At 64.5% G+C, this 23,052-nt stretch carries 22 protein-coding genes and 1 riboswitch; of the genes, 12 read left to right on the forward strand and 10 right to left on the reverse strand.

Translation table 11 applies throughout. The annotated features are described in order from the left end of the window. Positions 1-45: 45 nt before the first annotated feature. The 4 genes from ACOZKU_RS08230 to ACOZKU_RS08245 all read left to right on the forward strand — a co-directional run bounded on the left by ACOZKU_RS08230 (position 46) and on the right by ACOZKU_RS08245 (position 3,600). Positions 46-936, forward strand: a complete 891-nt coding sequence (locus tag ACOZKU_RS08230) for an ABC transporter permease subunit (RefSeq protein ID WP_314085067.1) — start codon at positions 46-48, stop codon at positions 934-936. After that, the gene (locus ACOZKU_RS08235) at positions 933-1,715 is read left to right on the forward strand and encodes an ABC transporter permease (RefSeq protein ID WP_117366587.1); all 783 of its coding nucleotides are present in this window, start codon (positions 933-935) and stop codon (positions 1,713-1,715) included. The genes ACOZKU_RS08230 and ACOZKU_RS08235 overlap by 4 nt, the downstream gene beginning before the upstream one ends. A 9-nt stretch (positions 1,716-1,724) precedes the next feature. Beyond that, positions 1,725-2,786: an ABC transporter ATP-binding protein gene (locus ACOZKU_RS08240; protein ID WP_314085070.1), complete on the forward strand. Its 1,062-nt coding sequence runs from the start codon at positions 1,725-1,727 to the stop codon at positions 2,784-2,786. A gap of 104 nt (positions 2,787-2,890) precedes the next feature. Continuing rightward, a riboswitch (FMN riboswitch) is annotated at positions 2,891-3,037 on the forward strand. Positions 3,038-3,123: 86 nt separating this feature from the next. Then, positions 3,124-3,600 carry a 6,7-dimethyl-8-ribityllumazine synthase gene (locus tag ACOZKU_RS08245; protein ID WP_421578465.1) on the forward strand — a complete coding sequence of 159 codons (477 nt, stop codon included), beginning with the start codon at positions 3,124-3,126 and terminating at the stop codon, positions 3,598-3,600. 101 nt (positions 3,601-3,701) lie between these two features. Here ACOZKU_RS08245 and ACOZKU_RS08250 read toward each other — a convergent pair whose 3' ends face one another. Then, positions 3,702-4,499, reverse strand: coding sequence for a helix-turn-helix transcriptional regulator (locus ACOZKU_RS08250; RefSeq protein ID WP_421578466.1), 798 nt, complete (start codon positions 4,497-4,499; stop codon positions 3,702-3,704). Positions 4,500-4,694: 195 nt separating this feature from the next. Here ACOZKU_RS08250 and ACOZKU_RS08255 point away from each other — a divergent pair, with 195 nt between their 5' ends. The 5 genes from ACOZKU_RS08255 (at position 4,695) to ACOZKU_RS08275 (ending at position 9,620) form a co-directional block, all read left to right on the forward strand. Further along, complete coding sequence (locus ACOZKU_RS08255) at positions 4,695-5,768, forward strand: ABC transporter ATP-binding protein (RefSeq protein WP_421578467.1); 1,074 nt, start codon at positions 4,695-4,697, stop codon at positions 5,766-5,768. A 38-nt stretch (positions 5,769-5,806) separates the two neighbouring features. Then, a complete protein-coding gene (locus ACOZKU_RS08260) occupies positions 5,807-6,967 on the forward strand; it encodes a polyamine ABC transporter substrate-binding protein (protein ID WP_421578468.1) in 1,161 nt (386 codons plus the stop codon). Positions 6,968-7,162: 195 nt separating this feature from the next. Next, positions 7,163-8,029 carry an ABC transporter permease gene (locus tag ACOZKU_RS08265; protein WP_421578469.1) on the forward strand — a complete coding sequence of 289 codons (867 nt, stop codon included), beginning with the start codon at positions 7,163-7,165 and terminating at the stop codon, positions 8,027-8,029. Continuing rightward, on the forward strand, positions 8,029-8,853 hold the full coding sequence (locus ACOZKU_RS08270; protein ID WP_421578470.1) for an ABC transporter permease: 825 nt from the start codon (positions 8,029-8,031) through the stop codon (positions 8,851-8,853). Before ACOZKU_RS08265 ends, ACOZKU_RS08270 begins: the two co-directional genes overlap by 1 nt. A gap of 5 nt (positions 8,854-8,858) precedes the next feature. Beyond that, positions 8,859-9,620 (forward strand): SDR family NAD(P)-dependent oxidoreductase, encoded by a 762-nt coding sequence (locus tag ACOZKU_RS08275; RefSeq protein ID WP_421578471.1) that lies wholly within the window; start codon positions 8,859-8,861, stop codon positions 9,618-9,620. On the opposite strand, the gene ACOZKU_RS08280 is transcribed toward ACOZKU_RS08275, so the two are convergent. Beyond that, positions 9,617-10,339: a L,D-transpeptidase gene (locus tag ACOZKU_RS08280; protein WP_421578472.1), complete on the reverse strand. Its 723-nt coding sequence runs from the start codon at positions 10,337-10,339 to the stop codon at positions 9,617-9,619. The two genes, ACOZKU_RS08275 and ACOZKU_RS08280, sit on opposite strands and share 4 nt — an antisense overlap. 164 nt (positions 10,340-10,503) lie before the next feature. Here ACOZKU_RS08280 and ACOZKU_RS08285 point away from each other — a divergent pair, with 164 nt between their 5' ends. Further along, on the forward strand, positions 10,504-11,103 hold the full coding sequence (locus tag ACOZKU_RS08285; RefSeq protein ID WP_421578473.1) for a YdeI/OmpD-associated family protein: 600 nt from the start codon (positions 10,504-10,506) through the stop codon (positions 11,101-11,103). 24 nt (positions 11,104-11,127) lie between these two features. Here ACOZKU_RS08285 and ACOZKU_RS08290 read toward each other — a convergent pair whose 3' ends face one another. The 7 genes from ACOZKU_RS08290 to ACOZKU_RS08320 form a co-directional block, all read right to left on the reverse strand. Then, a complete protein-coding gene (locus tag ACOZKU_RS08290) occupies positions 11,128-12,168 on the reverse strand; it encodes a GH25 family lysozyme (protein WP_314085090.1) in 1,041 nt (346 codons plus the stop codon). A 184-nt stretch (positions 12,169-12,352) separates the two neighbouring features. Next, positions 12,353-14,020, reverse strand: coding sequence for a urocanate hydratase (locus ACOZKU_RS08295; RefSeq protein ID WP_421578474.1), 1,668 nt, complete (start codon positions 14,018-14,020; stop codon positions 12,353-12,355). A 30-nt stretch (positions 14,021-14,050) separates the two neighbouring features. Then, positions 14,051-14,380 carry a TfoX/Sxy family protein gene (locus tag ACOZKU_RS08300; protein ID WP_314085094.1) on the reverse strand — a complete coding sequence of 110 codons (330 nt, stop codon included), beginning with the start codon at positions 14,378-14,380 and terminating at the stop codon, positions 14,051-14,053. 13 nt (positions 14,381-14,393) lie between these two features. After that, the gene (locus tag ACOZKU_RS08305; RefSeq protein WP_421578475.1) at positions 14,394-15,485 is read right to left on the reverse strand and encodes a DUF917 domain-containing protein; all 1,092 of its coding nucleotides are present in this window, start codon (positions 15,483-15,485) and stop codon (positions 14,394-14,396) included. Beyond that, positions 15,485-16,753, reverse strand: coding sequence for a Zn-dependent hydrolase (locus ACOZKU_RS08310; protein WP_421578476.1), 1,269 nt, complete (start codon positions 16,751-16,753; stop codon positions 15,485-15,487). The genes ACOZKU_RS08305 and ACOZKU_RS08310 overlap by 1 nt, the downstream gene beginning before the upstream one ends. Before the next feature lie 2 nt (positions 16,754-16,755). Continuing rightward, positions 16,756-18,132 (reverse strand): dihydroorotase, encoded by a 1,377-nt coding sequence (locus ACOZKU_RS08315; RefSeq protein ID WP_421578477.1) that lies wholly within the window; start codon positions 18,130-18,132, stop codon positions 16,756-16,758. A gap of 10 nt (positions 18,133-18,142) precedes the next feature. Beyond that, a complete protein-coding gene (locus ACOZKU_RS08320; protein ID WP_314085102.1) occupies positions 18,143-19,681 on the reverse strand; it encodes an aromatic amino acid lyase in 1,539 nt (512 codons plus the stop codon). 167 nt (positions 19,682-19,848) lie between these two features. Between ACOZKU_RS08320 and ACOZKU_RS08325 the strand changes: the two genes are divergently transcribed. Beyond that, positions 19,849-21,003 carry a LysR family transcriptional regulator gene (locus ACOZKU_RS08325; protein WP_421578478.1) on the forward strand — a complete coding sequence of 385 codons (1,155 nt, stop codon included), beginning with the start codon at positions 19,849-19,851 and terminating at the stop codon, positions 21,001-21,003. On the opposite strand, the gene ACOZKU_RS08330 is transcribed toward ACOZKU_RS08325, so the two are convergent. Then, positions 21,000-21,974 carry a GlxA family transcriptional regulator gene (locus ACOZKU_RS08330; RefSeq protein ID WP_314085106.1) on the reverse strand — a complete coding sequence of 325 codons (975 nt, stop codon included), beginning with the start codon at positions 21,972-21,974 and terminating at the stop codon, positions 21,000-21,002. The genes ACOZKU_RS08325 and ACOZKU_RS08330 overlap by 4 nt on opposite strands. Positions 21,975-22,088: 114 nt before the next feature. On the opposite strand from ACOZKU_RS08330, the gene ACOZKU_RS08335 reads away from it, so the two are divergent. Then, complete coding sequence (locus ACOZKU_RS08335; protein WP_421578479.1) at positions 22,089-23,003, forward strand: 3-keto-5-aminohexanoate cleavage protein; 915 nt, start codon at positions 22,089-22,091, stop codon at positions 23,001-23,003. The last annotated feature ends 49 nt before the right edge of the window (positions 23,004-23,052 follow it).

Raw genomic sequence — 23,052 nt, forward strand, 5'->3', positions numbered from 1 at the left:
CGATTGCGGTATGCCAATGACGGCAACCCACCAGAGGTTTTCTTAATGTCATCAGACAGTTCAGCCGCCAGACCGCCGGCACGGGAGCCCTTCCGCCTCCCGCTGCATTGGCTTGGCGCGGCACCGTTCGCAATCTTCGTCCTGCTGTTCCTGATCATGCCGACGATGCGCATCGTGATCGGGGCCTTTCAGACGCCTGATGGCAGCTTCACACTGGAAAACATCCAGGGCCTCTTCACGACGTCGATCCTCTCGGCCTACTGGATCTCGATCAAGATCTCCATCGCATCCGCGCTTCTCGGCTGCCTGATCGGCTTTTCCGTCGCCGCCGCCGCCGTCCTGGGTGGCCTGCCGAAATGGATCCGCGGCCCGCTTCTGACCTTTTCCGGCGTCGCTTCCAACTTCGCCGGCGTGCCGCTCGCCTTCGCCTTCCTCGCGACGCTCGGCCCGGTCGGCCTGCTCACGGTATTCCTGAAGACCCAGGTCGGCATCGACCTGCGCGCGCTCGGCTTCAACATCCTGTCCTTCTGGGGCCTGACGGTCACCTACCTGTTCTTCCAGATCCCGCTGATGATCCTCATCATCACGCCGGCCCTCGACGGCCTGAAGCGCGAATGGCGGGAAGCCGCCCAGATCCTCGGCGCGACCAATGCCCAGTACTGGCGCATGGTCGCCTTTCCGATCCTGCTGCCGTCCTTCCTCGGCACGCTGGCGCTGCTTTTCGCCAATGCCTTCGGCGCCGTCGCCACGGCGATCGCGCTCACCGGCTCCTCGCTCAACATCGTGCCGATCCTGCTCTTCGCGCAAATCCGCGGCGACGTTCTCGGCAATCCGCATCTCGGCTACGCGCTCGCCTTCGGCATGATCGTCGTCACGGGCATCGCCAACACGATCTACATCTGGCTGCGCGCCCGCAGCGAAAGGTGGCTGAAATGAAGAAGTTCTGGGCCTGGGGCGCCCTGATTTTCGGTCTGCTCTATTTCATCCTTCCGCTGGTCGGCATGACCAACTTCTCGCTGAAGATGCGCCGTGGCGTCTATTCGCTGGATGCCTATGCCGTCGTGCTCGGCGATCCGCGTTTCCAGGAAACGTTCACCTATTCGATCCTGATGGCGCTCGCGACCATCGTCTTCGGCGTGCTGCTCGTCGTGCCCACCGCCTATTGGGTGCGCCTGAAGCTGCCGGGCCTGCGTCCGTATATCGAATTCGTCACGTTGCTGCCGCTGGTCATCCCGGCCATTGTCATCGTCTTCGGCTATATCCGGCTCTACAACACCTCGAGCTGGCTGCCGCTGACCGGCACGACGACCGGCACGAACATTCTCTTGATGTTCGGCTATGCGACGCTCGCGCTGCCCTACATGTATCGCTCCGTCGATACCGGCCTGCGCTCGATCGACATCGCGACGCTGACCGAAGCCGCCCAAAGCCTCGGCGCCGGGTGGACGACGATCCTTGCCAAGATCATCCTGCCGAACGTGCTGGTCGCAGTCCTCTCGGGCGCCTTCCTGACCTTCGCCATCGTCATCGGCGAGTTCACCATGGCGGCCCTCCTTAACCGTCCGGCCTTTGGCCCCTACATGCAGCTGCTCGGCGCCAACCGCGCCTATGAGCCGGCGGCACTCGCGGTCATGTCCTTCGCGCTGACCTGGGGTTGCCTCGGCCTGATCCAGCTTGTTTCCCGTTTCCAGAAGGGCGCGCAAAGCCCCGCCTAAGGACCTTTCATGAGCTTCCTCAACCTCACCAGCATCCAGAAGTCCTTCGGCCCCGTGCAGGTCGTGAAAGACTTCAACATGGCCATCGAGAAGGGCGAATTCGTCTCCTTCCTCGGGCCGTCGGGCTGCGGCAAGACCACGGTCCTGCGCATGATCGCCGGTTTCGAGACGCCCTCGGGCGGCACGATCAGCATCAACGGCAAGAGCCAGGCGAACCTGCGCCCCAACCAGCGCAATATCGGCATGGTGTTCCAGGCCTATGCGCTGTTTCCGAACATGAACGTCGCCGAAAACGTCGCCTTCGGCCTCAAGGTCGCTGGCCGTCCGAAGGCCGAGATCGACCAGCGCGTCAAGGAAATGCTCGGCCTCATCAAGCTCGACCACCTCGCCGACCGCTACCCCTACCAGATGTCCGGCGGCCAGCAGCAGCGCGTGGCGCTCGCCCGCGCGCTCGCCCCCAAGCCGCAGGTCCTGCTGCTCGACGAACCGCTCTCGGCGCTCGACGCCAAGATCCGCGTGTCGCTGCGCGAAGAAATCCGCATGATCCAGCAGCAGCTCGGCATCACCACCGTCTTCGTGACGCACGACCAGGAAGAGGCCCTGTCGATCTCCGACCGCATCGTCGTGATGAATGCCGGCAAGGCCGACCAGATCGGCGCGCCCGCCGAGATCTACAACCGCCCGGCCACCCGCTTCGTCGCCAATTTCGTCGGCACGCTGAACCTCATCGAAGCCAAGGTCGTCGATCCCGCATCGAACCGCGTCTCGATCGGTGACCAGGGTGTGACCTTGCGCGAGCCGCTCGGCAATGCAAAGGCCGGCGACACGATCTCGCTGGCCCTGCGCCCGGAGGCCGGCTCGATTGCCGCCGACGCCAAGGGCGATACCGCACTGACCGGCGAGGTCATCTCCTCCAACTTCCTCGGCTCGGTCATCCGCACCCGCATGAAGGTCGGCACCGCGGTCATCTCCTTCGACATGTTCAACAGCCCCGGCCTCGTGCCGCCGGCCGTCGGCGAGACCGCGACCCTGCGCTTCACCGCAACCGACCTCCTGATCATTCGCGACTAGCCAATTTTTCCAGACCGCTCCAAAGGCTTGGAAAAATCTGTCGTGAATTGCCGTTTTTGCGTCGCCTGCGGATTTGATCCGCGGGCGATTGCTCGTTAATCTCCCATCGTTCTCAGGGCGGGGCGAAACTCCCCACCGGCGGTATCCGGAGCAATCCGGGAGCCCGCAAGCGCCTTTCGCGAATGGAAGGGTCAGCAGATCCGGTGCGATGCCGGGGCCGACGGTCACAGTCCGGATGGAAGAGAGCAAGCAGGACGACCGCAATTCAGGCGGAATGCCTGCGTGTTCGCCCAAGGGGACCGTTGAAAAATGGCTCAACCCTTGAAAGGCCTTATACATGAATGCGAATGCCACCCCCTCCTCCCGGATCGCTGTTATCCGTGCCCGCTGGCACGCCGGTATCGTCGATCAGGCGGTCGATTCTTTCGTCGCCGAATGGGCAGCCCTCGGCGGCCGCGCGGAAGACGTCGATGTGATCGACGTGCCGGGCGCGCTTGAGATCCCGCTGCATGCGCAGCTCCTCGCCCGCACCGGCCAGTATTCCGCCATCCTCGGCGTCGCCCTTGTCGTCGACGGCGGCATCTACCGCCACGACTTCGTGGCCGGCACCGTCGTCGATGCCATCGTACGCGTCGGCCTCGATACCAATGTGCCGGTCCTCTCGGCCGTGCTGACCCCGCACAATTTCCAGGAATCGGAAGCCCATATTGCCTTCTTCCGCGACCACTTCGTCATCAAAGGCAAGGAAGCCGCCCACGCCGCGCGCCAGATTCTTGACGCTCGCGCCAAAGTGGCCCTGGCCACCGTCGCCTGAATCGACGTGTGAACGGCTGGAATCAATCCGCGAGGATGAGATGACAAGCCTTTGAAAAGATTTGCAGAGCCCGGCAGTGATGCCGGGCTTTCGTTTGGCGTTTACCCCTGAATATTCTTCAGATAGATCGACAGCAGCTGGATCTGCGAGGAAATCCCGAGCTTGCGGTAGACGTTACGCCGGTGGACCTTCACCGTGCCGGTGGAGATGTCGAGCTTGAGGCCGATCGATTCCGAGGAATGGCCCTGCAGCACCAGTTCGATGATCGAGGCCTCGCGGTCGGTGAGGTTGAGCTTGCGCCACACCTTGTCAGCCTCGCTGACCGGCTCGCTGCGCCGGCCGCGCCCCTGCCCCGTCTCGGCGAAACGCCGGGCGAGATCGCTCCAGGCCTGCCGCACGAAGGCGGCGACGAAGGGCTCGGCATCGTTGAGCAGCACGAATTCCTGCGCGGGAAAGACACCGGTCTTCTCGCGGCGCATCAGGGATACCACCACCGTCACGCCTTCCGCCACCGGCACGAAGAAACCGAGCTCTTCCGCAAGGCGGGTCTGCGAGTAATAGGTGCGATAATATTCGCTCGAGAAGAACCGGTCAGGCGCGAGCTCGCGCATGCGAAAAACGCCGGAGCGGCCGGCGCGCGTGGTATGGAAGAACGGATCGAGCAGATAGGGGCCGGCCTGGTAGAGCGTCACGAAAATATCGTGATCCTCGGCCTCGAAGGTGCTGAACAGGTCGATCGGCCGCGCCTTGTCGCGATAGGCGAAAATGACGATATCGTCGAAGCGCACGAGCGCATGCATCATGGCAAGCAGGGTTTCGCCCGTTTGACGGTCGGACCGCTCCGAACCGCTGGTCCAATCGGCAAGCGCCCGGAAAAATGCCGTGAAATCGACCCGCATGGCACTTTCGCCCCCCGATTTACCCGCAGGAGGTATTTACCACCGCAGCTCGGGTATACTCCTTCCACAGCCAATTTACGGATAAAATACCTCTCTCGGGGTATATACCAACCTGCCAGCGGATGACTAGCTTTGGGGTAACGGTGGCCAAGGCGACACAGAGCGCCCAGAGACCAATAACCGCAGGGAACAGACGTGATATCCGCCCCAACGAACGACATCGAGTTCCGTTCGGTGACCAAGCGCTATGGCGCGGTGACCGCGGTCTCCGACATCAATCTCACGGTGCCGAAAGGCGCCTTCGTCGCTCTGCTCGGCCCTTCCGGCTGCGGCAAGACGACATGCCTCAGGATGATCGGCGGCTTCGAACAGCCAAGCGAGGGCGAGGTGCTGATCGCGGGCAAGGTCGCCAATGGCGTGCCGGCCTATCGCCGCCCGGTCAACATGGTGTTCCAGCAATATGCACTCTTTCCGCATTTCGACGTGGAGAAGAACGTCGCCTACGGTTTGAAGCAGCTGCGGCCGAAACTGCCGGCGGCGGAGATATCCCGCCGGGTCGGCGAGGCGCTCGAAATGGTGCGCCTGTCGGGCTTCGCCAAACGGCGCATCCATGAAATGTCCGGCGGCCAGCAGCAGCGCGTGGCGCTTGCCCGCGCGCTGGTCAACAAGCCCTCGGTGCTTCTGCTCGACGAGCCGCTCGCAGCGCTCGACAAGAAGCTGCGCACCGCCATGCAGATCGAGCTTCAGACTTTGCAGCGCGATCTCGGCATCACCTTCGTGCTCGTCACGCACGACCAGGAAGAGGCGCTGTCGATGAGCGATCTCGTCTGCGTGATGAGCGCCGGACGAATCCGCCAGCTCGCCACGCCGCAGGAGGTCTACGACCGCCCGGCCGATCTCTTCGTCGCCGATTTCGTCGGCAAGACGAACCGCTTCGACGGCACGCTGGAAGCTGGCGGCATCATCCGGCTCGGCAATGGCGCGGCGCTGCCCGTCTCCCGCAACGATCTCGCCCCCGGCGCCGTCACCGTGGCGCTTCGCCCCGAGGCGATCCGCCTCTCGCGCGGGACGGGCAATGCGGCGACACTGGAAGGCACAGTCACGCACCGCATCTTTTTGGGCTCCGCCGCCGAATATTCCATCGCCATCGACGGCCTGGGCGACATGCTCGTCACCGCCGAACGCCAGACACAAAACGACCTCGTCGCGCCGGGCGAGCGGGTCGCAATAAGCTTCGATCCCGGCACAGCGCATATCTTTCCGGCCTGAGGGAAACAGGCCCGTCACAACAACAAGGGAACAGTGTGATGTCGAAATGGTTCAGAGAGAATGCCCCGATCAGCGCCCGTGATCTGACGGACGAGTTCATGCGGCTGAAACGTGGCTCGGTCAGCCGCCGCCACTTCCTCGGCATCACCGGCCTCGGCCTTGCCGCCGCCGTGCTCGCCCGCCAGCCCGGCCTCTTCGCCTCGCCGGCCTATGCCGAAGACCTGGGTTCCACCATGTCGCTGGCGACCTGGCCGAACTACCATGATCCGGCGACGTTCGAGGCCTTCACCGCCGCGACAGGCGTTGCCGTCGAAGTCAACGTTTTCGGCTCGAACGAGGAAATGCTGGCAAAACTCCAGGCCGGCGGCACCGGCTGGGACCTGTTCGTGCCGACGAACTATACCATCTCCACCTATGCCGGCCTCGACCTGATCGAGCCGATCGACCTTTCCAAGGTGCCGAACTTCGATCAGAAGACCCAGAACACCCGCTTCACCAACGAGGGCACGGTCGACGGCAAGGTGTTTGCCCTGCCGAAGAACTGGGGCACGACGGGCATCGCCTTCAACTCCGACAAGGTGAAGACGAAAGTCACGAGCTGGAAGGACTTCTTCGAGGTCGCGCAGGGCGAGGCCACCGGCCGCGCCATGGTGCACGACTACCAGCTCACCACCATCGGCAACGCGCTGGTTTCGCTCGGCTTCTCGTTCAACTCCATCAAGCCGGAAGAGCTCGCCAAGGCCGAGGAACTGCTGATCAAGGTCAAGCCGCATCTTTACGCCATCAACAGCGACTACCAGCCTTCGATGCGCGCCACCGACGCCTGGATGACCATGTGCTGGACCAATGACGGCGCACAGCTCAACCGGGATATCCCGGAAATCCAGTTTGTGCTCGGCACCGATGGCGGCGAGATCTGGTCGGATTTCTACGCGATCCCGAAGAGCGCCACCAACAAGCCGGCCGGTTATGCGCTGCTCAACTTCCTGATGGATCCGGTGAACGCCGTGAAAGAGCACATCGCCAACGGTGCGCCGACGACCGACAGCCGCGTTCTCGCGCTGCTGCCGGCCGAGGTCACCGGCAACAAGATCGTCTATCCGGACGAGGCGGCGCTGACCCCGCTGGAGTTCGGCGCCGCCGTGACCCTGACGGACCCGGCACGCGCCGAGCTGATGGCGCGCTTCAAGTCGGCGTAACAACAAGCCCCTCATCCGGCTGCCGCCACCTTCTCCCCGCAGGCGGGGAGAAGGGACTTGCAGCACCGTATATCGCGCCTCTCCCGACCAAGGGACGAGCATCGCCACATGTTTCCTTCTCCCCGCTTGCGGGGAGAAGGTGGCCGGCAGGCCGGATGAGGGGCAACCCTTACAATTGCCAACAGGATCAATCCGATGCCTCTGACGATGACGACGAAAAGACGGCTTGTGACGACCGCGCTGCTGGCGCCGGCGTCGCTCTGGCTGTTCGTCTTTCTCGTGCTGCCCTTCATCGCCATGGTGGTCTTCTCCGTCGGCGAGCGCGGACCGGCGGGCGGCTATCAGGCGGCGTTCACCTTCACGCAATATTTGAACCTGCCGGCCCGTTCCGCCGCCTACTGGAACACCCTGCTGCTCGCCCCCGTCGGCGCGTTCCTCTGCCTTCTCGTCGCCTATCCCACGGCCTACTATCTCGCCGTCAAGGCAAGCCCGCGCCACCGGCTGCTGCTCGTCTCGCTGGTCGTCGTGCCGTTCTGGACGAGCCTGCTCGTGCGCACCTATGCCTGGATGTATATCCTCGGCTCGCGCGGCATTCCGAACCTTCTGGACATGATCGGCATCGCGGATGTGCGCCTGCTCAACACGCCGGGCGCCGTGCTGCTCGGCATTGTCTACGGCTACCTGCCGCTGATGATCATGCCGATCTATGTCAGCCTCGAAAAACTCGACCGCCGCCTGCTCGAAGCCTCCGCCGATCTTGGCGCAAAACCGGTCTCGACCTTCTTCTCCGTCACCCTGCCGCTGTCGCTGCCGGGCGTCATGACGGGTGTGGCTTTGGTAACGATCCTGTTGCTCGGCGAATATCTCATCCCGCAGCTGCTCGGCGGCGGAAAGGTCTTCTTCATCGGCAATGCGCTGGTCGATCTCTTCTTGCAATCGCGCAACTGGCCCTTCGGCTCGGCGATTGCCGTCACCCTCGTCGCCATCGTCGTGGTGGTTCTGATGGTCGCCATGCGCATCGCTTGGCGCATATCGGGCACAAGACAGGTGGATCTCCTCTGATGCGCGCGCTGATCACCTCCGTCTATCTCTTCCTCTATGCGCCGATCGCGCTGGTCGTTTTGTTCTCCTTCAATGCGGGGCGCAATGCGAGCGAGTTCACGGGCTTTTCCGCGCAATGGTACGGCAAGGCGCTCGCCAATCCGTTCCTCGTCACCGCGTTGCAGAACAGCCTGATCATCGCGCTGGTCAGTGCGACACTCGCCGCAGTCTTCGGCACCATGGCCGCACTCGGGCTGGAGCGCCTCGGCGCCCGCACCCGCGCGATCTTCGACGGGCTGCTCGCCGCCGCCATCGTCGTGCCGGGCGTCGTCATCGGCATCGCGACGCTGGTGGCCCTGGTCGCCGTCTTCGGCGCCATCAACCCGGCCATCGCTGCCCTCTGGCCGGGGGACAAGTCGCCGCAGCTCGGCCTCGGCTACGGCTCGATCATCGCCGCCCACGGCCTTTTCACCATGGCGCTCGTCACCATGATCGTGAAGGCGCGCATCGCCACGCTCGGGCGCGATATCGTCGAAGCCTCCGCCGATCTCTATGCGACGCCGCTCACCACCTTCCGCGATATCGTGCTGCCGCAGATCCTGCCGTCGGTGCTGTCGGGCTTCCTGCTCGCCTTCACCTTCTCCTTCGACGATTTCATCGTGGCCTTCTTCGTCGCGGGCTCGAAGACGACGCTGCCGATCTATGTCTTCGCCTCGATCCGCCGTGGCGTAACGCCGGAGGTCAACGCCATCGCCACCATGGTGCTGGTCGCCTCGCTGCTGCTCATCCTGATTTCCCGCCTTCTGATGCGGGACAAAACCCAGAAATCGCCTGCCGGGGAGTGAGACCGATGATCCTGAAGAACCGTGTCGCCATCGTCACCGGAGCAGGCTCCGGCATCGGCCGGGCCGGCGCGCGCATCATGGCGCGCGAGGGCGCCACCGTCTGCGTTGCCGATCTCGACGAGACCCGCGCGCAGGAGACAGTCGATTTCATCCGCGCCGAGGGCGGCAAGGCGGAAACAGTCATCGTCGACGTTACCGACGATGTGGAGCTGAAGGTGGCGGTCGCCGCGGTGCTGTCACGCCACGGCCGCATCGACATCCTGCACAACCATGCCGGCGCGCAGGTGGCGGGCGATCTCGAAACCGTGCCGATCGACGGACTGGATTTCTCCTGGAACCTCAATGTGCGCGCCCACCTGATGGCGGCGCGTTATGTCATGCCCGTCATGAAGGCGCAGAAGAAGGGCGTGATCCTCAACACCGCTTCCTCCTCCGGCGTACTCTACGACCGCGAGATGATCGCCTATACGACGACCAAACACGCCGTCATCGCCATGACCAAGCAGATGGCGGGCGACTATGCGGGCCACGGCATCCGCGTCAACGCGCTCTGCCCCGGCTGGGTCGACACGCCCTTCAACGCGCCCTTCATCGCCCAGATGGGCGGGCGCGAGGCGATCGAAGGCTACATCAAGGAAAAGGTGCCGATGGGGCGCTGGGCCGATGTGGAGGAGATCGCCGAGCCGATCCTCTTCCTCGTCTCCGACCGGTCAAGCTACATGACCGGCCAGATTCTCGTCGTTGATGGCGGTGAGACTGTCACTTAAACGCCAACCGGCGTGCCGAGCGAGCCCTGATGCACGACGATGCGGGCGTGATAGGGTACGCGCTTGTAGAGATCGAGCACATCCTGGTTGATCAGGCGCACGCAGCCCGACGAGGTGGCCTTTCCGATCGACTTCCAGTCCGGCGAACCGTGCAGGCGGTAGAGCGTGTCCTTGCCGTTCTGGAAGATATAGAGCGCACGCGCACCGAGCGGGTTCTTGATGCCCGGCTCCATGCCGCCGTTCTCGACGGAGTATTTCGCAAGGCTCGGCGTACGGGCGATCATGTCGGCCGGCACCTTCCAGCGCGGCCAGGGCTGACGCCACTGGATGACGCCCTCACCTTCCCAGGCAAAGCCGTCGCGCCCAATACCGACGCCATACCGCATCGCCGTGCCGCCGGGCTCGACGACATAGAGGAAGCGGTTCGGCGTATCGACGACGACGGTGCCCGGCGCCTCACCCGTCGGGTCCTGCACGCGCTGGCGATAATATTTCGGGTCGATCTGCGTATAGGGAATGGCCGGAATCTGATGGCCGCCATCCTCCAGCGCGGCATAACGCGCGGCCAGTTCCTCGTCCGTTGCCGGCGTGATGGGGTAGCGGATCTTCTGCGGAACAGGAACGATCTTGGTCGACGGCTGCGTGGTCGCGCAGCCCGCAAGCGTCGCGGCAGCACCAAGGAAGAAGGCTCTGCGCGACAAAGTGCACACCGTGGACATTCTCGATAGGACTCCAATGAGATAGACGGGTTAAGGCCAATGGCTATCCAAAGCCTTGGGTGGCTGGCAAGAAGAACGGGCTTCACATCTTCGGCATCTGCCCCTCGTTTCACCGAGGCGATGCAAAGCAGTCACGCCCGGCCCGATATGACAAGGAAAACACGATGGCCCCTGTGGAAATCAATCCCGCGCATATCCGCGAATTCGTCGATCTCGACAGCTTCTATCGCTGGCTTGGCGAGAACCATGCCAGCGCACTGGAAGTCTGGATCAAGCTCTACAAGAAGGCGTCCGGGCTGCCATCGATCACCGCCGAGGAGGCGATTGAGGCCGTGCTCTGCTGGGGCTGGATCGACGCCATCCGCAAGAGCCACGACGACAAGAGCTTCCTCCAGCGCTACTGCCCGCGCAGCAAGAAAAGCGTGTGGAGCAAGAAGAATGTCGAGACCGTCGGCCGGCTGATCGAGAGCGGGCGGATGACGGAACATGGCCTGAAACAGGTGGAAGCCGCAAAGACCGACGGGCGCTGGGACAAGGCCTATGGAAGCGGCAAGGACCTGAAAATCCCCGACGATCTCCAGGCCGCCATCGATGCTGAGCCTGCCGCCAAGGAAATGCTCGGCAAACTGACCGAGCAGAACCGCTTTGCGTTGGCCTTCCGCCTGCACAATGTCAAGACGGAGGCCGCCCGCAAGCGACGGATCGAAGCGTTCGTGGACATGCTGAAACGCGGTGAGACGATCTATCCGCAGAAGCGGAAATAAACCGTCCCTGTAAGCCGCATTCGATCAGTCGGCGCTGGCGGTGCGCGTGCCGGATTGGCCGGCGAGCCAGTTGTGCCAGTCGTTCTCGCTGCCGGCGAAGACATTGAGGTCGATCTTTCCGGAAACGCCGTGCGACAGGCCCGAGCCGGAATATTGCCAGAACGTCCAGCGGCGGTTCGGATAGCGCTTCGAAGGGTGGGCCGCGACCGAGCGCAGCCAGAACGGATATTGCGTCAGCTCGCCCGAGAGATTGTCCTCGTAGAAGTCAGGCGCCGTATAGATGATCGGGCGCTTGCCGTAGTGACGCTCCAGCATCTCGGCGAAGACCTTGATCTTCTCGACATATTTGGCCCGCGAGAGACGCGCCTTACAGGCGGAATCGCCGTTGTATTCGGCGTCGATGACCGGCGGCAGCGCGTCGGGATCGCGCGGCACGTTGCGGATGAACCATTCGGCCTGGGAGCTCGCCACGCGGCACCAGTAGAAGAAATGGTAGGCGCCGCGCCGGATGCCGGCTTCCTTCGCCAGACGCCAGTTCTTCTGGAACATCGGGTCAAGATGGTCGCCGCCATCGGTCGCCTTGATGAAGGCGAAGTTTGCGCCCTGCGTGCGCAGCTTCATCCAGTCGATATCGCCCTGCCAGCGCGATACGTCGACACCGTGCACCTGATAGTTCTTCGGCGCGCGTTTGCCGAAATTGATCGGCTTGGCATCGCGGAACTGCTGGCTGTAGATGCGGGAGCGCTTGGCGGACCGCCCGCTCAACGGCGCTACGGCGAAGACCGCATTTTCCGGCCGGCCCTCGGGAACGGCCGCCTGCTTTTCCATGCTTTCGAAGACGTGGTTTTCCGGCATGGCACCGGCCCAGGCGAGCATGTCCGCACCGCCCTCCGCCTTCACCTTGCCTTCGCCGACCGCGACTTCCGGCACAGGCCCCGCCTTCACAGAGCTTGTGACTTCCGAGGACGGTTTTATCGACAGGGCAGTCTCGGGATTGGAGCTCGAAGCACAGCCCGCCATGGAGGCGCAGCCGAGCAGGATCGCTGTCAGGACCGAAAGACGCATAGGCACTCGCACGCAAAACAAACCGAAGCCCCCGTCCACAGCACGCAGACGGAATTACTAACGGAAGATTACCGCGAAATGTTAAATGCAAGGTTTACGCCGGCCGTGACAATTCAGGCACTTAGCGGCACTTCCCCTTTCTACTCCTGCTGGTTTTGGTCACGAAAGCGTGTCCGGTAGCCCTTCAAGCAATGCCGATCCTGACGTGGCCGATGCCCTTCTTCTCGATCTCGTCGAGCGATTCCTCGTAGCCCGCATCCGCATAGCGGATCACGCCGAGCGACGTATCGTTGGTCAGCGCATGCTGCAGCCGCTCCGCCCCGTTGGCCGTGCCGTCGGCCACCAGAGTCACGCCGCAGCTCGTCATGTAACCGGCATAACCGCCGCCACCGGAATGGATGACGACGAGATCGGCCATCGACGAGGAAAGCAGCATGGCATCGAGCAACGGCCAGTCGGCAATCGCGTCGGAACCGTCCTTCATGCGTTCCGTCATGATGTTCGGATGCGCCATGGCGCCGGCGTCGAGATGGTCGCGCGAAAAGGCGATCGGCCCCTTGAGTTCACCTGCCGCGACCAGCTTGTTGACCGCCAGCGCCAGTTCCGTGCGCTCGCCATGGCCAAGCCAGGCGATGCGCGCCGGCAGGCCCTCGAAGGGTACATTCTCGCGGGCAAGGCGGATCCAGTTGGTGACGATGAAATTGTCCGGAAACATCTCCAGCACGAGATCGTCGATGCGGGCGATATCGCTCTCCTCACCCGACAGCGCCATCCAGCGGAACGGCCCGATGGCGCGCGCGAAGAGCGGCCGCAGATAGGCTTCGGTGAAGATCGGAATATCGAAGGCGTCCGCCACACCGCCTTCCCGCGCCTGCGTGCGGATGAGGTTGCCGTTGTCGAAAACCTCCGAGCCCATCTTCTGGAACTCCAGCATGGCCGAGACATGCTCGACGATCGAGGCGCGGCTTGCCGCCATCAGCTGCCCCTGCCCGTCATCGCGCAGCCCCTTCACCTGATCGAGGCTCATGCCCTTCGGCACGTAGCCATAGACGAGATCGTGCGCCGAGGTCTGGTCGGTGACGATATCGGGCACGATGCCGCGCCGCGCGATCTCCGGGTAGATTTCCGCCGCGTTGCCGACGAGGCCGATGGAGGTCGCGCGCTTTTCCTTCACCGCTTCATCGATCATGGCGAGCGCCGTATCGAGATCGGGTGCCACATGCTCAAGATAACCGACAGCCTTGCGCGCCGCTGCGCGCGCCGGATCGATATCGACGCAGAGAATGGCCGCGCCCGCCATGCGCCCGGCAAGCGGCTGCGCGCCGCCCATGCCGCCGAGACCGGCGGTCAGGATGAAACGGCCGGCGAGGCTGCCGTTAAAACGCTTTTCCGCGATGCGCATGAAGATTTCATAGGTGCCCTGAATGACACCCTGGCTGCCGATATATTGCCAGGCGCCGGCCGTCAGCCCGCCCCAGCAGATCAGCCCTTTGCGCTGGAGTTCATAGAACACCTCCGCCTTCGCCCATTGCCCGACGATATTGCAATTGGCCATGATGACCAGCGGCGCCTTCGCATGGGTCTTGAGCAGGCCGACCGGCTTGCCGGACTGGATGACCAGCGTCTGGTCCTCGTCCATCTCCGTCAGCGCCTTGACGATAGCCTTGTGCGCCGCCCAGTTGCGCGCCGCCTTGCCCAGCGCCGCATAGACGATGAGATTGTCCGGGTCCTCGCCGACCGACAGCACGTTTTCGAGCAGCCGCAGCAACCCCTCCTGCCGCCAGCCCTTGGCGCGCAGCACGTCGCCGCTGGGGATCGGATAGTTCGGATGGCGCGGATTGGCTTTGGGCATGGACGTCCCTCTTTTCAAAAACAGAATGTGTTACTTCGGCGGCAGCGTATCGACAAAGGCGATCGCCTCGGAAATCAGGTGTCGGCGCAAAGTCTCGTCGGCACAGGCTTCGGGCGATGCGCGCACCCAGCCCTCCATCACCCGTTCCCCCATCACCATCGGCGCGATGCCGTCGGTAGCGAGCGCCCAGGCATCGTTGCCTTTGCCGAGGCGAGCGAGCATGCCCTCCTTGCGCGCACCACACAGCAGGTGCCCGTCCAGCAGCCAGGCGAGCCCGCCGAACATCGGCTTTTCCGAAAGCCCCGCGCGAAAGCCGAGATCGGTGCGGACGATGTCTTCCAGTTCCCTGTCCCGTGCCATCGCCCGCCTCCCCCTATTTCGCCAGGGCGTAGCTGACGAGATCGATCCCCATCGCCTTTTCGACCGAGGGATAGACCGTCGGGTCGAGCACGCTGGAAGCGAGCGGGATGATCGACTTCGGCACATGCAGCACGAAGACATTCATGCCGACTTCGAGCTGGCCGACGCTCAGCGGCTCGCCCTCGGGCGAGAGCGTGGTGATGACATCCGGGAAGGTCGCACGGCGTTTTCCGTCCGCCGATTCCACCGCCATATATTCGTTCATGACATGCAGCACCGAGGCCGTGTCGCCCTTGCCGACCGTCACCGTGCCGATGTCGAAGGCCTCCTTGGTGTAGACCACCGACTTGTCGGTGATCACGCCTTCCGAAAGGATCGCGCCGCCGGTCGTCTTGACGATGGCGTCGATGATCGCCGAGCCGCCCTTGCCTTCCGCCGCGATGATCGCCTCGCCGAGCGTCAACGCCAATGAGATGCCGCCGAGTGCAGCATTCCTGCGCACATAGGAGGCGCGCAGCGGATTGCGGCAGGAGGCGATGAAGCCGCCGGACATGTCGGAGGCGGTGCGCAGGATCGGCGAGACCTTCGCCGTCGCGCCGCGCACGACGAGCTCGATGTAACGGTTCTCGTCGCGATTGCCGCCGACGGCGGTCTGGATCATCGGATCGGGCGAGCCCGCCATGCCGATCGAGCCCATGTCCCCGGTCGGATGCGCGCGCATGTCGCCCACGGCATCGAGCACCTTGGTGCCGAGGATGGCGGAGGGCAGCCAGCCGTTCAGCGTCGAGGATTTGCCGTTCTGGCCGACCATCAGCGCCGCGACCTTCTCGCCGAGCGCTTCCTGCAGAAGCTCCACTGCCTTCACATAATCGACGCCGCGCATTTCCCAGGGCGTGGTCGAGGCCGGGGCGCCGATGGCGGCGGCCGTCGCCACCCAGTCGTCATCGGAGAGTTCATCGATGGAGACCAGCTCCGGCTTGCCGATCGACACCGCGGCATAGCCCAACATACGCCCATGGTCCGCCCAGCCGCCACCGCCGGCGGCATAGACCGAGCCGCCTTTGACCGCCGCCTCGACGTCTTTTTCCTTTAAAATCCGGCCCATTAGACGCTCTCCTGACTCAATGTCTCATCCAGCTGAATCACCGCATTAAAAAGCACCGCCGCCCCGAGCGCGATATCGTCGGTCTCGGCAAATTCCTCCGGCGCATGGCTGCGCCCGCCAAGGCACGGCACGAAGATCATCGCAGATCGCGTTACCTTCGCCATGAAGGCGGTGTCGTGGCCCGCACCCGACGCCATGCGCCGATGGCTGGCACCCGCCGTCTCGCAGGCCGCGTCCAGCACACCGAGCAGCAGCGGATCGCCTGGTGTCGGCATGTTCTCGGAGATGCGGCGCGGCGGGGCGATGGTGGTGCCCGTCTCCCGCGCGATCCCATCGGCAAGCTGATCAACCGAGGCTGCGAAAAGGTCCATCGCGTTGCGCTCCTCCGCCCGCGCATCGATCAGCAGGCGCGCGCGCGACGGCACTACATTGGCGGCGTTCGGCTCGATTGCGAATTCGCCGACAGTCGCCGTGAAATGGCCCGGCCCTTCCGACAGCGATTTGGCCAGGGCTTCAATGCCCGAGACCAGCCGCGCGGCGGCGGCCAGCGCATCGGCCCGCGATCCCATCGGCGTCGTGCCGGCATGATCCGCCCGGCCATCAACGATGATCTCGATGCGCGTGATCCCGGCAATCGCCGTCACCACGCCGATATCAAGCCTTTCGGTTTCCAGCACCGGCCCCTGCTCGATATGCAGCTCGAGAAAGGCCGCGATATCCTTGCGCGCTTCGCCAGCGATACGCGCGGGATCACCGCCGACATCGCGGATACCCTGCTCCAGCGTCAGTCCGTCCCGCTCCCGCGACAGCCAGTCAGCAGGCAGCACGCCGGCCATGCCGCGGCTGCCGATGCAGGAAACGCCGAAGATCGAGACCTCCTCGGCGAGGAAATCGACGATCTCCAGATCGTGATCCAGATCGATGCCCTTGTCGGCCAAGGCCTGCGCCACTTCCAGCGCCGCTGCGACGCCGGCAATGCCGTCATAGCGCCCGCCATCCGGCACCGTGTCCGAATGCGAGCCGAGCATGATGGTGCCGAGGCCGGGCTTTTTGCCCGGCCGCCGGGCAATCAGATTGCCGGCGGCATCCACGCGTGTCTCAAGCCCCGCGGCCCGAAATCTTCCGTCGAGAAAATCCCGCCCCGCCGGGAACAGAGCGGTAAAGGCACGCCGCGTATAGGGCCGGCCGGGCTCGGTGAGCTTGGCCAGCCCGTCGATCACCTCCGCGATGCGGGCAGGATCGACCGGCAGATTGCTTGCGCGGGCCATGATCAGACCCCCGTGGAAACGAGTGTCGGCAGCGGACGCACGAAGGCGCCGGTGCCAGGTTCGGAAAGCACTCTCGTGCCGTCAAAGGCAAGCTTTCCACGCAGCCAGGTCGCGGAGACGCGCCACGGTAGCCGGATGCCCTGATAGGGCGACCAGCCGACGACATTGTTGCCGCTCGCCGCTGCGTCATAGATGTAGGACTCGGGCGTCAGCACGGTGATGTCGGCATCCTTGCCGGCTTCCAGCGCGCCCTTCACATGGCCGAGCCGGAAATGGCGCGCCGGGTTCAGCGTCATCAGCTCGGCGGCGCGTGTCAGCGGAATGCCGCGCTCCAGCGCACCCTTGACGAAGAGCGGCACCATGACCTCCAGCCCCGGCACGCCGGACGCATTGGCCAGCATGTCCGGATTGGTCTTGCGGTCCTCCGACCAGCTGACATGGTCCGTCGAGACCAGCGTGACATTGCCCTCGGCGACATGGCGCCAGAGCTTTTCCACCTCGGCGCGCGGGCGGATCGGCGGATTGATCTTCGCCTTGCCGCCGAGCCGAGCGACGTCGTTCTCCTCGTCGAGAACGAGATAGTGAATGCAGCACTCGATAGTCGCGCGAAAACCCTGTGCGCGATAGGCGGCGGCGATGTCATAGCCTCGGCCGAGCGAGCAATGCACGACATGGGCCGGGCAGCCCGTTTCGGCACCGGTTTCATAGATCTGGTTGGAAGCAAGCAGCTCCGTCAGCGGCGGACGCGACAGGCCGTGCGCGCGATAGTCCGTGATGCCGGCCGCCTTCACCTTGGCGATCGCCGCACGCACCGCCTCGTCGTCCTCATTGTGCACACCGGCCGTCAGCCCCGTCGGCGCGATGGCGCGGAAACAATCCTCCAGCAGCGCCGCCGGAATGCGCGGAAAGCGCTTCGGGTCCGTGCCGAAGGTCGAGAACTTGAAGGCCGCGACGCCCGCCTCGACCATTTCCGCAATGCGCGCCGGTCCCTCCTCGGGATCGACGGTGCCATAGAGCGCGAAATCGACGCGCGCCTGCGGCGACGCATGATCGACCTTGATCTTCACCGCCTCGGCCGAGCAGACGAGATTGCCCTCGTCATAGGGCATGTCGACGATGGTGGTGACACCGCCGGCGGCTGCCGACCGCGTCGACCAGATGAAATCCTCCTGGTTCTTCTGCGAGAGCGAATGGACCTGCGCATCGATGGCGCCGGGCAGGATTAGCGCGCCGGAGAGGTCAAGCCGCTCCTTCGCCGCCGGCATTGCGCCCTGGCCGATATGCACCACCTTGCCATCCCGCACCGCGACATGGCCGCCTTCGACGATACGGTCCGCCAGAACCACGGTGCCTTTCAAAACGAGATCGAAATCGGCCATCGGGGTTTCCTCAGGGTTTCAGGGCAAAGAAGCTGTCGACATCCGCCATGGGTGCGGCATCGACAAAGGCGGCGAGCGCCTCGGGGCTGGCGAGGTCGCGGTCGAGCGCCTCGATTTCGGCGGAAAGCGGCCGGTCCTTGCGATAGAAGGGGCTGATCGCCCGCGTGCGCTGATAGGCGATGGCGGCGACACCCTCGGTATTGTCGCCGGCAAGATCGATTGCCTGGGCAGAGAGCATGGCCTCCAGCGCCGCAAGCTGGCGCAGGTCGCGCACCTGGCTTTCCATGCGCTCGACGATGAGCGGCAGGAAGGTCGCCTCCTCCTCCAGCCCGCCGGCCACGACGATGGACTGCGCCGAGATCGGCACCGCCAGCGACTGGATGCGCATGTAGAGTTCGACGGCAAGTTTCAGGAGCGGGCCGAAGCCCGTCGCCGTCTCGCCGGGCGCGACGAGATTGACCGGCAGGTTGCGGCGCACGCCGTTGGCGAGCAGCACGCAGCGGTTCAGCACGTTGCGGGCGAGATGGGCAAAGCCTGTCTGCGCCGCCTCGACATAGAGCGTGGTCGAGAGCGGCAGCGAACCGCCCGAGGCCATGACGTGACTGTCCATCACGACCGGATTGTCATCCGACTGTGCCGTCGCCTCGACCAGCCGCTCGGCCGCGGTCATCAGCGTATCCAGGCAAGCGCCGAAAACCTGGGCGGTCATGCGTAGGCTGAGCGGGTCATGGATGGCCGATGGCTTCGGCCAATGCCCCGATGTCGCCTGCGCCTCGAACCAGGTGCCGGCCAGCGCCTCGCCATGCGCCGAAAGCCTTGCGGCCACCCGCCACGGATCAGCCGACGCGCCGAGCGCCAGCGACGAGAGCACGCCCGTCACCATCAGATTGCGGATCGCCTTCGCCGCCTCGCGCACGACATTGGCGGCGGCGGCGTGCGAGATGGCATTGACGCTGAGGGCCGCCAGCGCATCGCGCGGCTGCATGCGGTAGGGCTTCAGGCCGGCGCGCTTCAGCGCTTCCGGCGCCGGCAGGCGCTCGCCGCCATACCAGGCCTCGCCCTCGCCGGTCATGACGGCGGCGATCTGGCCCATAAGGCCGATATCGGCGCAGCCCATCGAGCCATGCCGGCGCACGACGGGCACGACATCCTTTTCCAGCAGCGCCAGGAAGGCATCGATCAGCTCCGGGCTGCAGCCGGAATAACCGCCGAGCGCCGTGTTGACGCGGATCGCCATCGCCTTGCGCACGATCGGCAGCGTGAAAGGCTCGCCGGTGCCGAAATGGTGGGCCTTGACGAGATTGTTGTTGAACTCGACGAGATCGTCCGCCGTCCAGAGCTTGTCCTTCATCGAACCGACGCCGGTATTGGCGCCGTAGATCGGCAGGCCCGTCGCAAGACGGTCGGTAATCACGAGGCGGGAGGTGCCGACGCGCCCCATGCCGATCTCGCAGGCCACCGGACGCCGCGCACCCGTGCCGATCGCCTCCAGCGTGGCGAAATCGAGCGGTTGGCCGGTGAGATAGAGCGTATCGGCGGAAGCGAGCATGTTTCAAAAAGCCTGTTTTTCAGAGGCAATCCCAGGAAAGCGCTGCGCGGTTTTCCGTCGGGAATTGCATGGGGATGTTATGCGGAACGGAAACGGAGCGTATATCCCAAAACCCGCACAGTTCATGCTATAGGTCGAACAGCCAGCAAGAAGCCGAAGGACCTACCGTGGATCTATCCACCCTCTGCCTTGTGCACAGCATTCTTGAGGAACGCGGCATCCGCAGGGCAGCCGCCATCTGCCGCCGCCCGGCCTCCAGCGCCAGCGCCGCGCTGCGGCGGATCGAGGCCGTGCTGTCCGTGCCGCTCGTGCGCCGGGATGGCCAGGCCCTCGTGCCCACGCTGGAGGCGGAAGCCCGCCTGCCGCGCTTCGCCGACATCGCCCGTGCCGCCGCCGCACTCACCGCATTGGGCGACGGCGACGGCACCATCCCGCTTACCGCCCTCTCGCGTTTTGCAGCCACGGCCCGCGCCGGCAGCATCAACGCCGCCGCCAAAAGCCTAGGCCTCGGCCAGCCGCAACTCACCCGCCAGCTCAGCCACCTGGAAACGACGATTGGCTGCAAGCTGCTCGATCGTTCGGCTTCAGGCGTAAGTTGCACGCCGGAAGGTCTGGAGGCGCTGGCGCTCGCCGAACGCATCGGCGCCGCCTGGGAACAACTCTTCGCCGCTTCCGCCGAACGCTTCCGCCGCAGCGCCGCCACGTGGCGGCTCGGCACGATCATTCCCTTCGGCCACGAAAGCGAGATCGCCGCCATGCTGGCGCGTCTTGCCGTGGAATGGCGAAGCGCACGCCCTCGCCAGCCGCTCTTCCTGTCTTCCACCACCGCAGACGAACTCGTCTCCGGCCTCAAGAACCGCCGCTTCGACCTGATCCTGCTCGATACGGACCATTATCCCGCCGAATTCGACGGGCATCTGATCGGCCGCTCACAACTGGCACTCGCCGCCCCGCGTGCGCTGAAGGAGTCCGAGCGTCAAGACTTAGCCGCCCTGTTGCGCCGCTATCCCATCGCCGTGCCGAGCCCGAAAAGCGGCCTGCGCCAGATGACCGACCGCTTTCTCGAAGCCACACTTTCCCCGCCTGAGCGCTCCCGCCTGTCGCTGGTCGAGGTCGACTCGATCCCCGTCATCATCAATCTCGTGCTGGACCACGGCCACCTCTCCGTGCTTCCGGAGCATTCCGTCGCCAATATCAACCCACCCCCGACGCTGCTGCCGCTCGACGCTGCCTACCAGCAATCCCTCAGCCTCGTCTGGCCGCGCGACGCCCTCTCCCGGCAGGCGGCGGAGACGATGGTGAAGCTGCTCGCGAAATCCTAGCCTTTCGCCCCCGCCCGCAGCCGCCGCCGGGTCTCCGTCGGGCTTTCGTGATAGTGCGCGCGATAGCTGCGCGAGAAGGCGGAGGAGGAGTTGAAGCCGGTGAGCGCGGCGATATCGGCGAATTCGGCCTTGGTCTCGATGACCTTGCGCCGGGCCGCATTGAGGCGCAGCGCCAGATAGTGCTGGTGGGGGGCAACGCCCATCGATTCCTGGAAGAGGTCCTGGAGATGGCGGGCGCTGATGCCGACACGCTTGGCAAGCCGCGTCAGCGTGAGCGGCGCATCCACCGTCTCCTCCATCAGCCGCACGGACTGGCTGACGCGCTGGTCGGCGACGCGCATGTTGCCGAGGGCCGGCACCTGCAGAAGGCCGCCCGTGCGTTCGTGCTCGTAGATGAACAGCCGCGACACCTCGAGCGCCAGCGAATAGCCCTGCCTGCGGCGGATGATTTCCAGCATCAGGTCGAGCGTCGGCAGCGAGCCGCCTGTCGTGATGCGCTTGCCGTCGATGACGTAGCGCTCGCGCATGACTGCGATCTGCGGATAGCGCGAGGCGAATTCCTCCATGTCCTCCCAGTGAACGGTCACGGAATGGCCGTTGAGCAGGCTCGCTTCTGCAAGCAGCCAGCAGCCGGATTCGATGCCCGCCATCATCGAGCGGTAGCGCGCCGTCTGCGAAAGCTGGCGGCGCAACAGAGGCGTCGCACTCATCTGCCATTGATAGCTGGAGAGCACGAAGAGCGGATGAGCCTCCTTCTCCGGCCGGAACACGCCGTCGACGGGCACGGGAATGCGGCTGCGCGTCTCCACCGGTGTGCCATCCGGCGAGAAGATACGCCAGCGATAGAGGTCCTGGCCGGAGATGCGGTTGGCCGCACGCAAGGGTTCGATGACCGAGGCGACGAGAATGAGGTTCGTCTCGGGCAGCACGAGAATATCGATGTCGAGTGTATCGGCGGATGGATCGAGCATAGCGGCATCCTGCTTTTTCATCTCTCGAATTGTCAAGGATGGATCCGAAAAGTGAAAGCACTGCGCCTTCTCTTGGCTCGTAATGGACCCAACAAGAATTCTGGGAGAGACCACATGCCCTTAGCCATGAACCGTGATGTCTTCATCACCTGCGCCGTCACCGGCTCCGGCGACACCGCCGGCAAATCGCCCCATGTTCCGCGTTCGCCCAAGCAGATCGCCGAATCGGCCATCGACGCCGCCAAGGCCGGTGCCGCCGTCGTGCACTGCCATGTCCGCGATCCGGAAACCGGCGCGCCGAGCCGTCGCAACGACCTCTACCGCGAAGTGACCGAGCGCATCCGCGATGCGGAAGTCGACGTGGTGCTGAACCTCACCGCCGGCATGGGCGGCGACATGATCTTCGGCGGCACCGAACAGCCGCTGCCGCTCAACCCCGTCGGCACCGACATGGTGGGCGCGACCGAGCGTGTCAGCCACGTCGCCGAATGCCTGCCGGAAATCTGCACGCTCGATTGCGGCACGATGAACTTCTCGCTCGGCGACTATGTGATGACCAACACGCCGTCGATGCTGCGCGCCATGGGCCGCATGATGACCGACCTCGGCGTACGTCCGGAAATCGAAGCCTTCGACACCGGCCACCTCTGGTTCGCCAAGCAGCTCGTCGAGGAAGGCGTCATCGAGGATCCGGTCCTCATCCAGCTCTGCATGGGCATTCCGTGGGGCGCACCCGACGATCTCAACACCTTCATGGCGATGGTCAACAACGTGCCGGCCAACTGGACCTTCTCGGCCTTCTCCATCGGCCGCAACGCCATGGCCTATCCGGCAGCATCCGTGCTGGCCGGCGGCAATGTCCGCGTCGGCCTGGAAGACAATCTCTATGTCGGCAAGGGCCAGCTCGCCACCAACGCGCAGCTCGTCGAAAAGGCGGTCAACATCGTCGAGAGCATGGGCGCCCGCATCATCGGCCCGGCCGAAGTGCGCGAGAAGCTAAAACTGACGAAGCGCGCGCCGCGCGGCTGATATGGTCCGGGTTGCCCCTCACCCTAGCCCTCTCCCCGCAAGCGGGGAG

Origin of the sequence: Shinella sp. M31, assembly GCF_049199205.1 — a bacterium.
In the GTDB taxonomy this organism is placed as follows: Bacteria; Pseudomonadota; Alphaproteobacteria; order Rhizobiales; family Rhizobiaceae; genus Shinella.

What these genes read in the sequence shown, in the direction of transcription:
- ACOZKU_RS08295 (WP_421578474.1), bottom strand. Translation starts at nt 14,020, where the DNA reads ATGCCCAAAGCCAATCCGCGCCATCCGAACTATCCGATCCCCAGCGGC.
- ACOZKU_RS08315 (WP_421578477.1), bottom strand. Translation starts at nt 18,132, where the DNA reads ATGGCCGATTTCGATCTCGTTTTGAAAGGCACCGTGGTTCTGGCGGAC.
- ACOZKU_RS08300 (WP_314085094.1), bottom strand. Translation starts at nt 14,380, where the DNA reads ATGGCACGGGACAGGGAACTGGAAGACATCGTCCGCACCGATCTCGGC.
- ACOZKU_RS08265 (WP_421578469.1), top strand. Translation starts at nt 7,163, where the DNA reads ATGCCTCTGACGATGACGACGAAAAGACGGCTTGTGACGACCGCGCTG.
- ACOZKU_RS08290 (WP_314085090.1), bottom strand. Translation starts at nt 12,168, where the DNA reads ATGCGTCTTTCGGTCCTGACAGCGATCCTGCTCGGCTGCGCCTCCATG.
- ACOZKU_RS08280 (WP_421578472.1), bottom strand. Translation starts at nt 10,339, where the DNA reads ATGTCCACGGTGTGCACTTTGTCGCGCAGAGCCTTCTTCCTTGGTGCT.
- ACOZKU_RS08260 (WP_421578468.1), top strand. Translation starts at nt 5,807, where the DNA reads ATGTCGAAATGGTTCAGAGAGAATGCCCCGATCAGCGCCCGTGATCTG.
- ACOZKU_RS08335 (WP_421578479.1), top strand. Translation starts at nt 22,089, where the DNA reads ATGCCCTTAGCCATGAACCGTGATGTCTTCATCACCTGCGCCGTCACC.
- ACOZKU_RS08245 (WP_421578465.1), top strand. Translation starts at nt 3,124, where the DNA reads ATGAATGCGAATGCCACCCCCTCCTCCCGGATCGCTGTTATCCGTGCC.
- ACOZKU_RS08240 (WP_314085070.1), top strand. Translation starts at nt 1,725, where the DNA reads ATGAGCTTCCTCAACCTCACCAGCATCCAGAAGTCCTTCGGCCCCGTG.
- ACOZKU_RS08235 (WP_117366587.1), top strand. Translation starts at nt 933, where the DNA reads ATGAAGAAGTTCTGGGCCTGGGGCGCCCTGATTTTCGGTCTGCTCTAT.
- ACOZKU_RS08310 (WP_421578476.1), bottom strand. Translation starts at nt 16,753, where the DNA reads ATGGCCCGCGCAAGCAATCTGCCGGTCGATCCTGCCCGCATCGCGGAG.
- ACOZKU_RS08305 (WP_421578475.1), bottom strand. Translation starts at nt 15,485, where the DNA reads ATGGGCCGGATTTTAAAGGAAAAAGACGTCGAGGCGGCGGTCAAAGGC.
- ACOZKU_RS08320 (WP_314085102.1), bottom strand. Translation starts at nt 19,681, where the DNA reads ATGCTCGCTTCCGCCGATACGCTCTATCTCACCGGCCAACCGCTCGAT.
- ACOZKU_RS08270 (WP_421578470.1), top strand. Translation starts at nt 8,029, where the DNA reads ATGCGCGCGCTGATCACCTCCGTCTATCTCTTCCTCTATGCGCCGATC.
- ACOZKU_RS08230 (WP_314085067.1), top strand. Translation starts at nt 46, where the DNA reads ATGTCATCAGACAGTTCAGCCGCCAGACCGCCGGCACGGGAGCCCTTC.
- ACOZKU_RS08285 (WP_421578473.1), top strand. Translation starts at nt 10,504, where the DNA reads ATGGCCCCTGTGGAAATCAATCCCGCGCATATCCGCGAATTCGTCGAT.
- ACOZKU_RS08250 (WP_421578466.1), bottom strand. Translation starts at nt 4,499, where the DNA reads ATGCGGGTCGATTTCACGGCATTTTTCCGGGCGCTTGCCGATTGGACC.
- ACOZKU_RS08330 (WP_314085106.1), bottom strand. Translation starts at nt 21,974, where the DNA reads ATGCTCGATCCATCCGCCGATACACTCGACATCGATATTCTCGTGCTG.
- ACOZKU_RS08275 (WP_421578471.1), top strand. Translation starts at nt 8,859, where the DNA reads ATGATCCTGAAGAACCGTGTCGCCATCGTCACCGGAGCAGGCTCCGGC.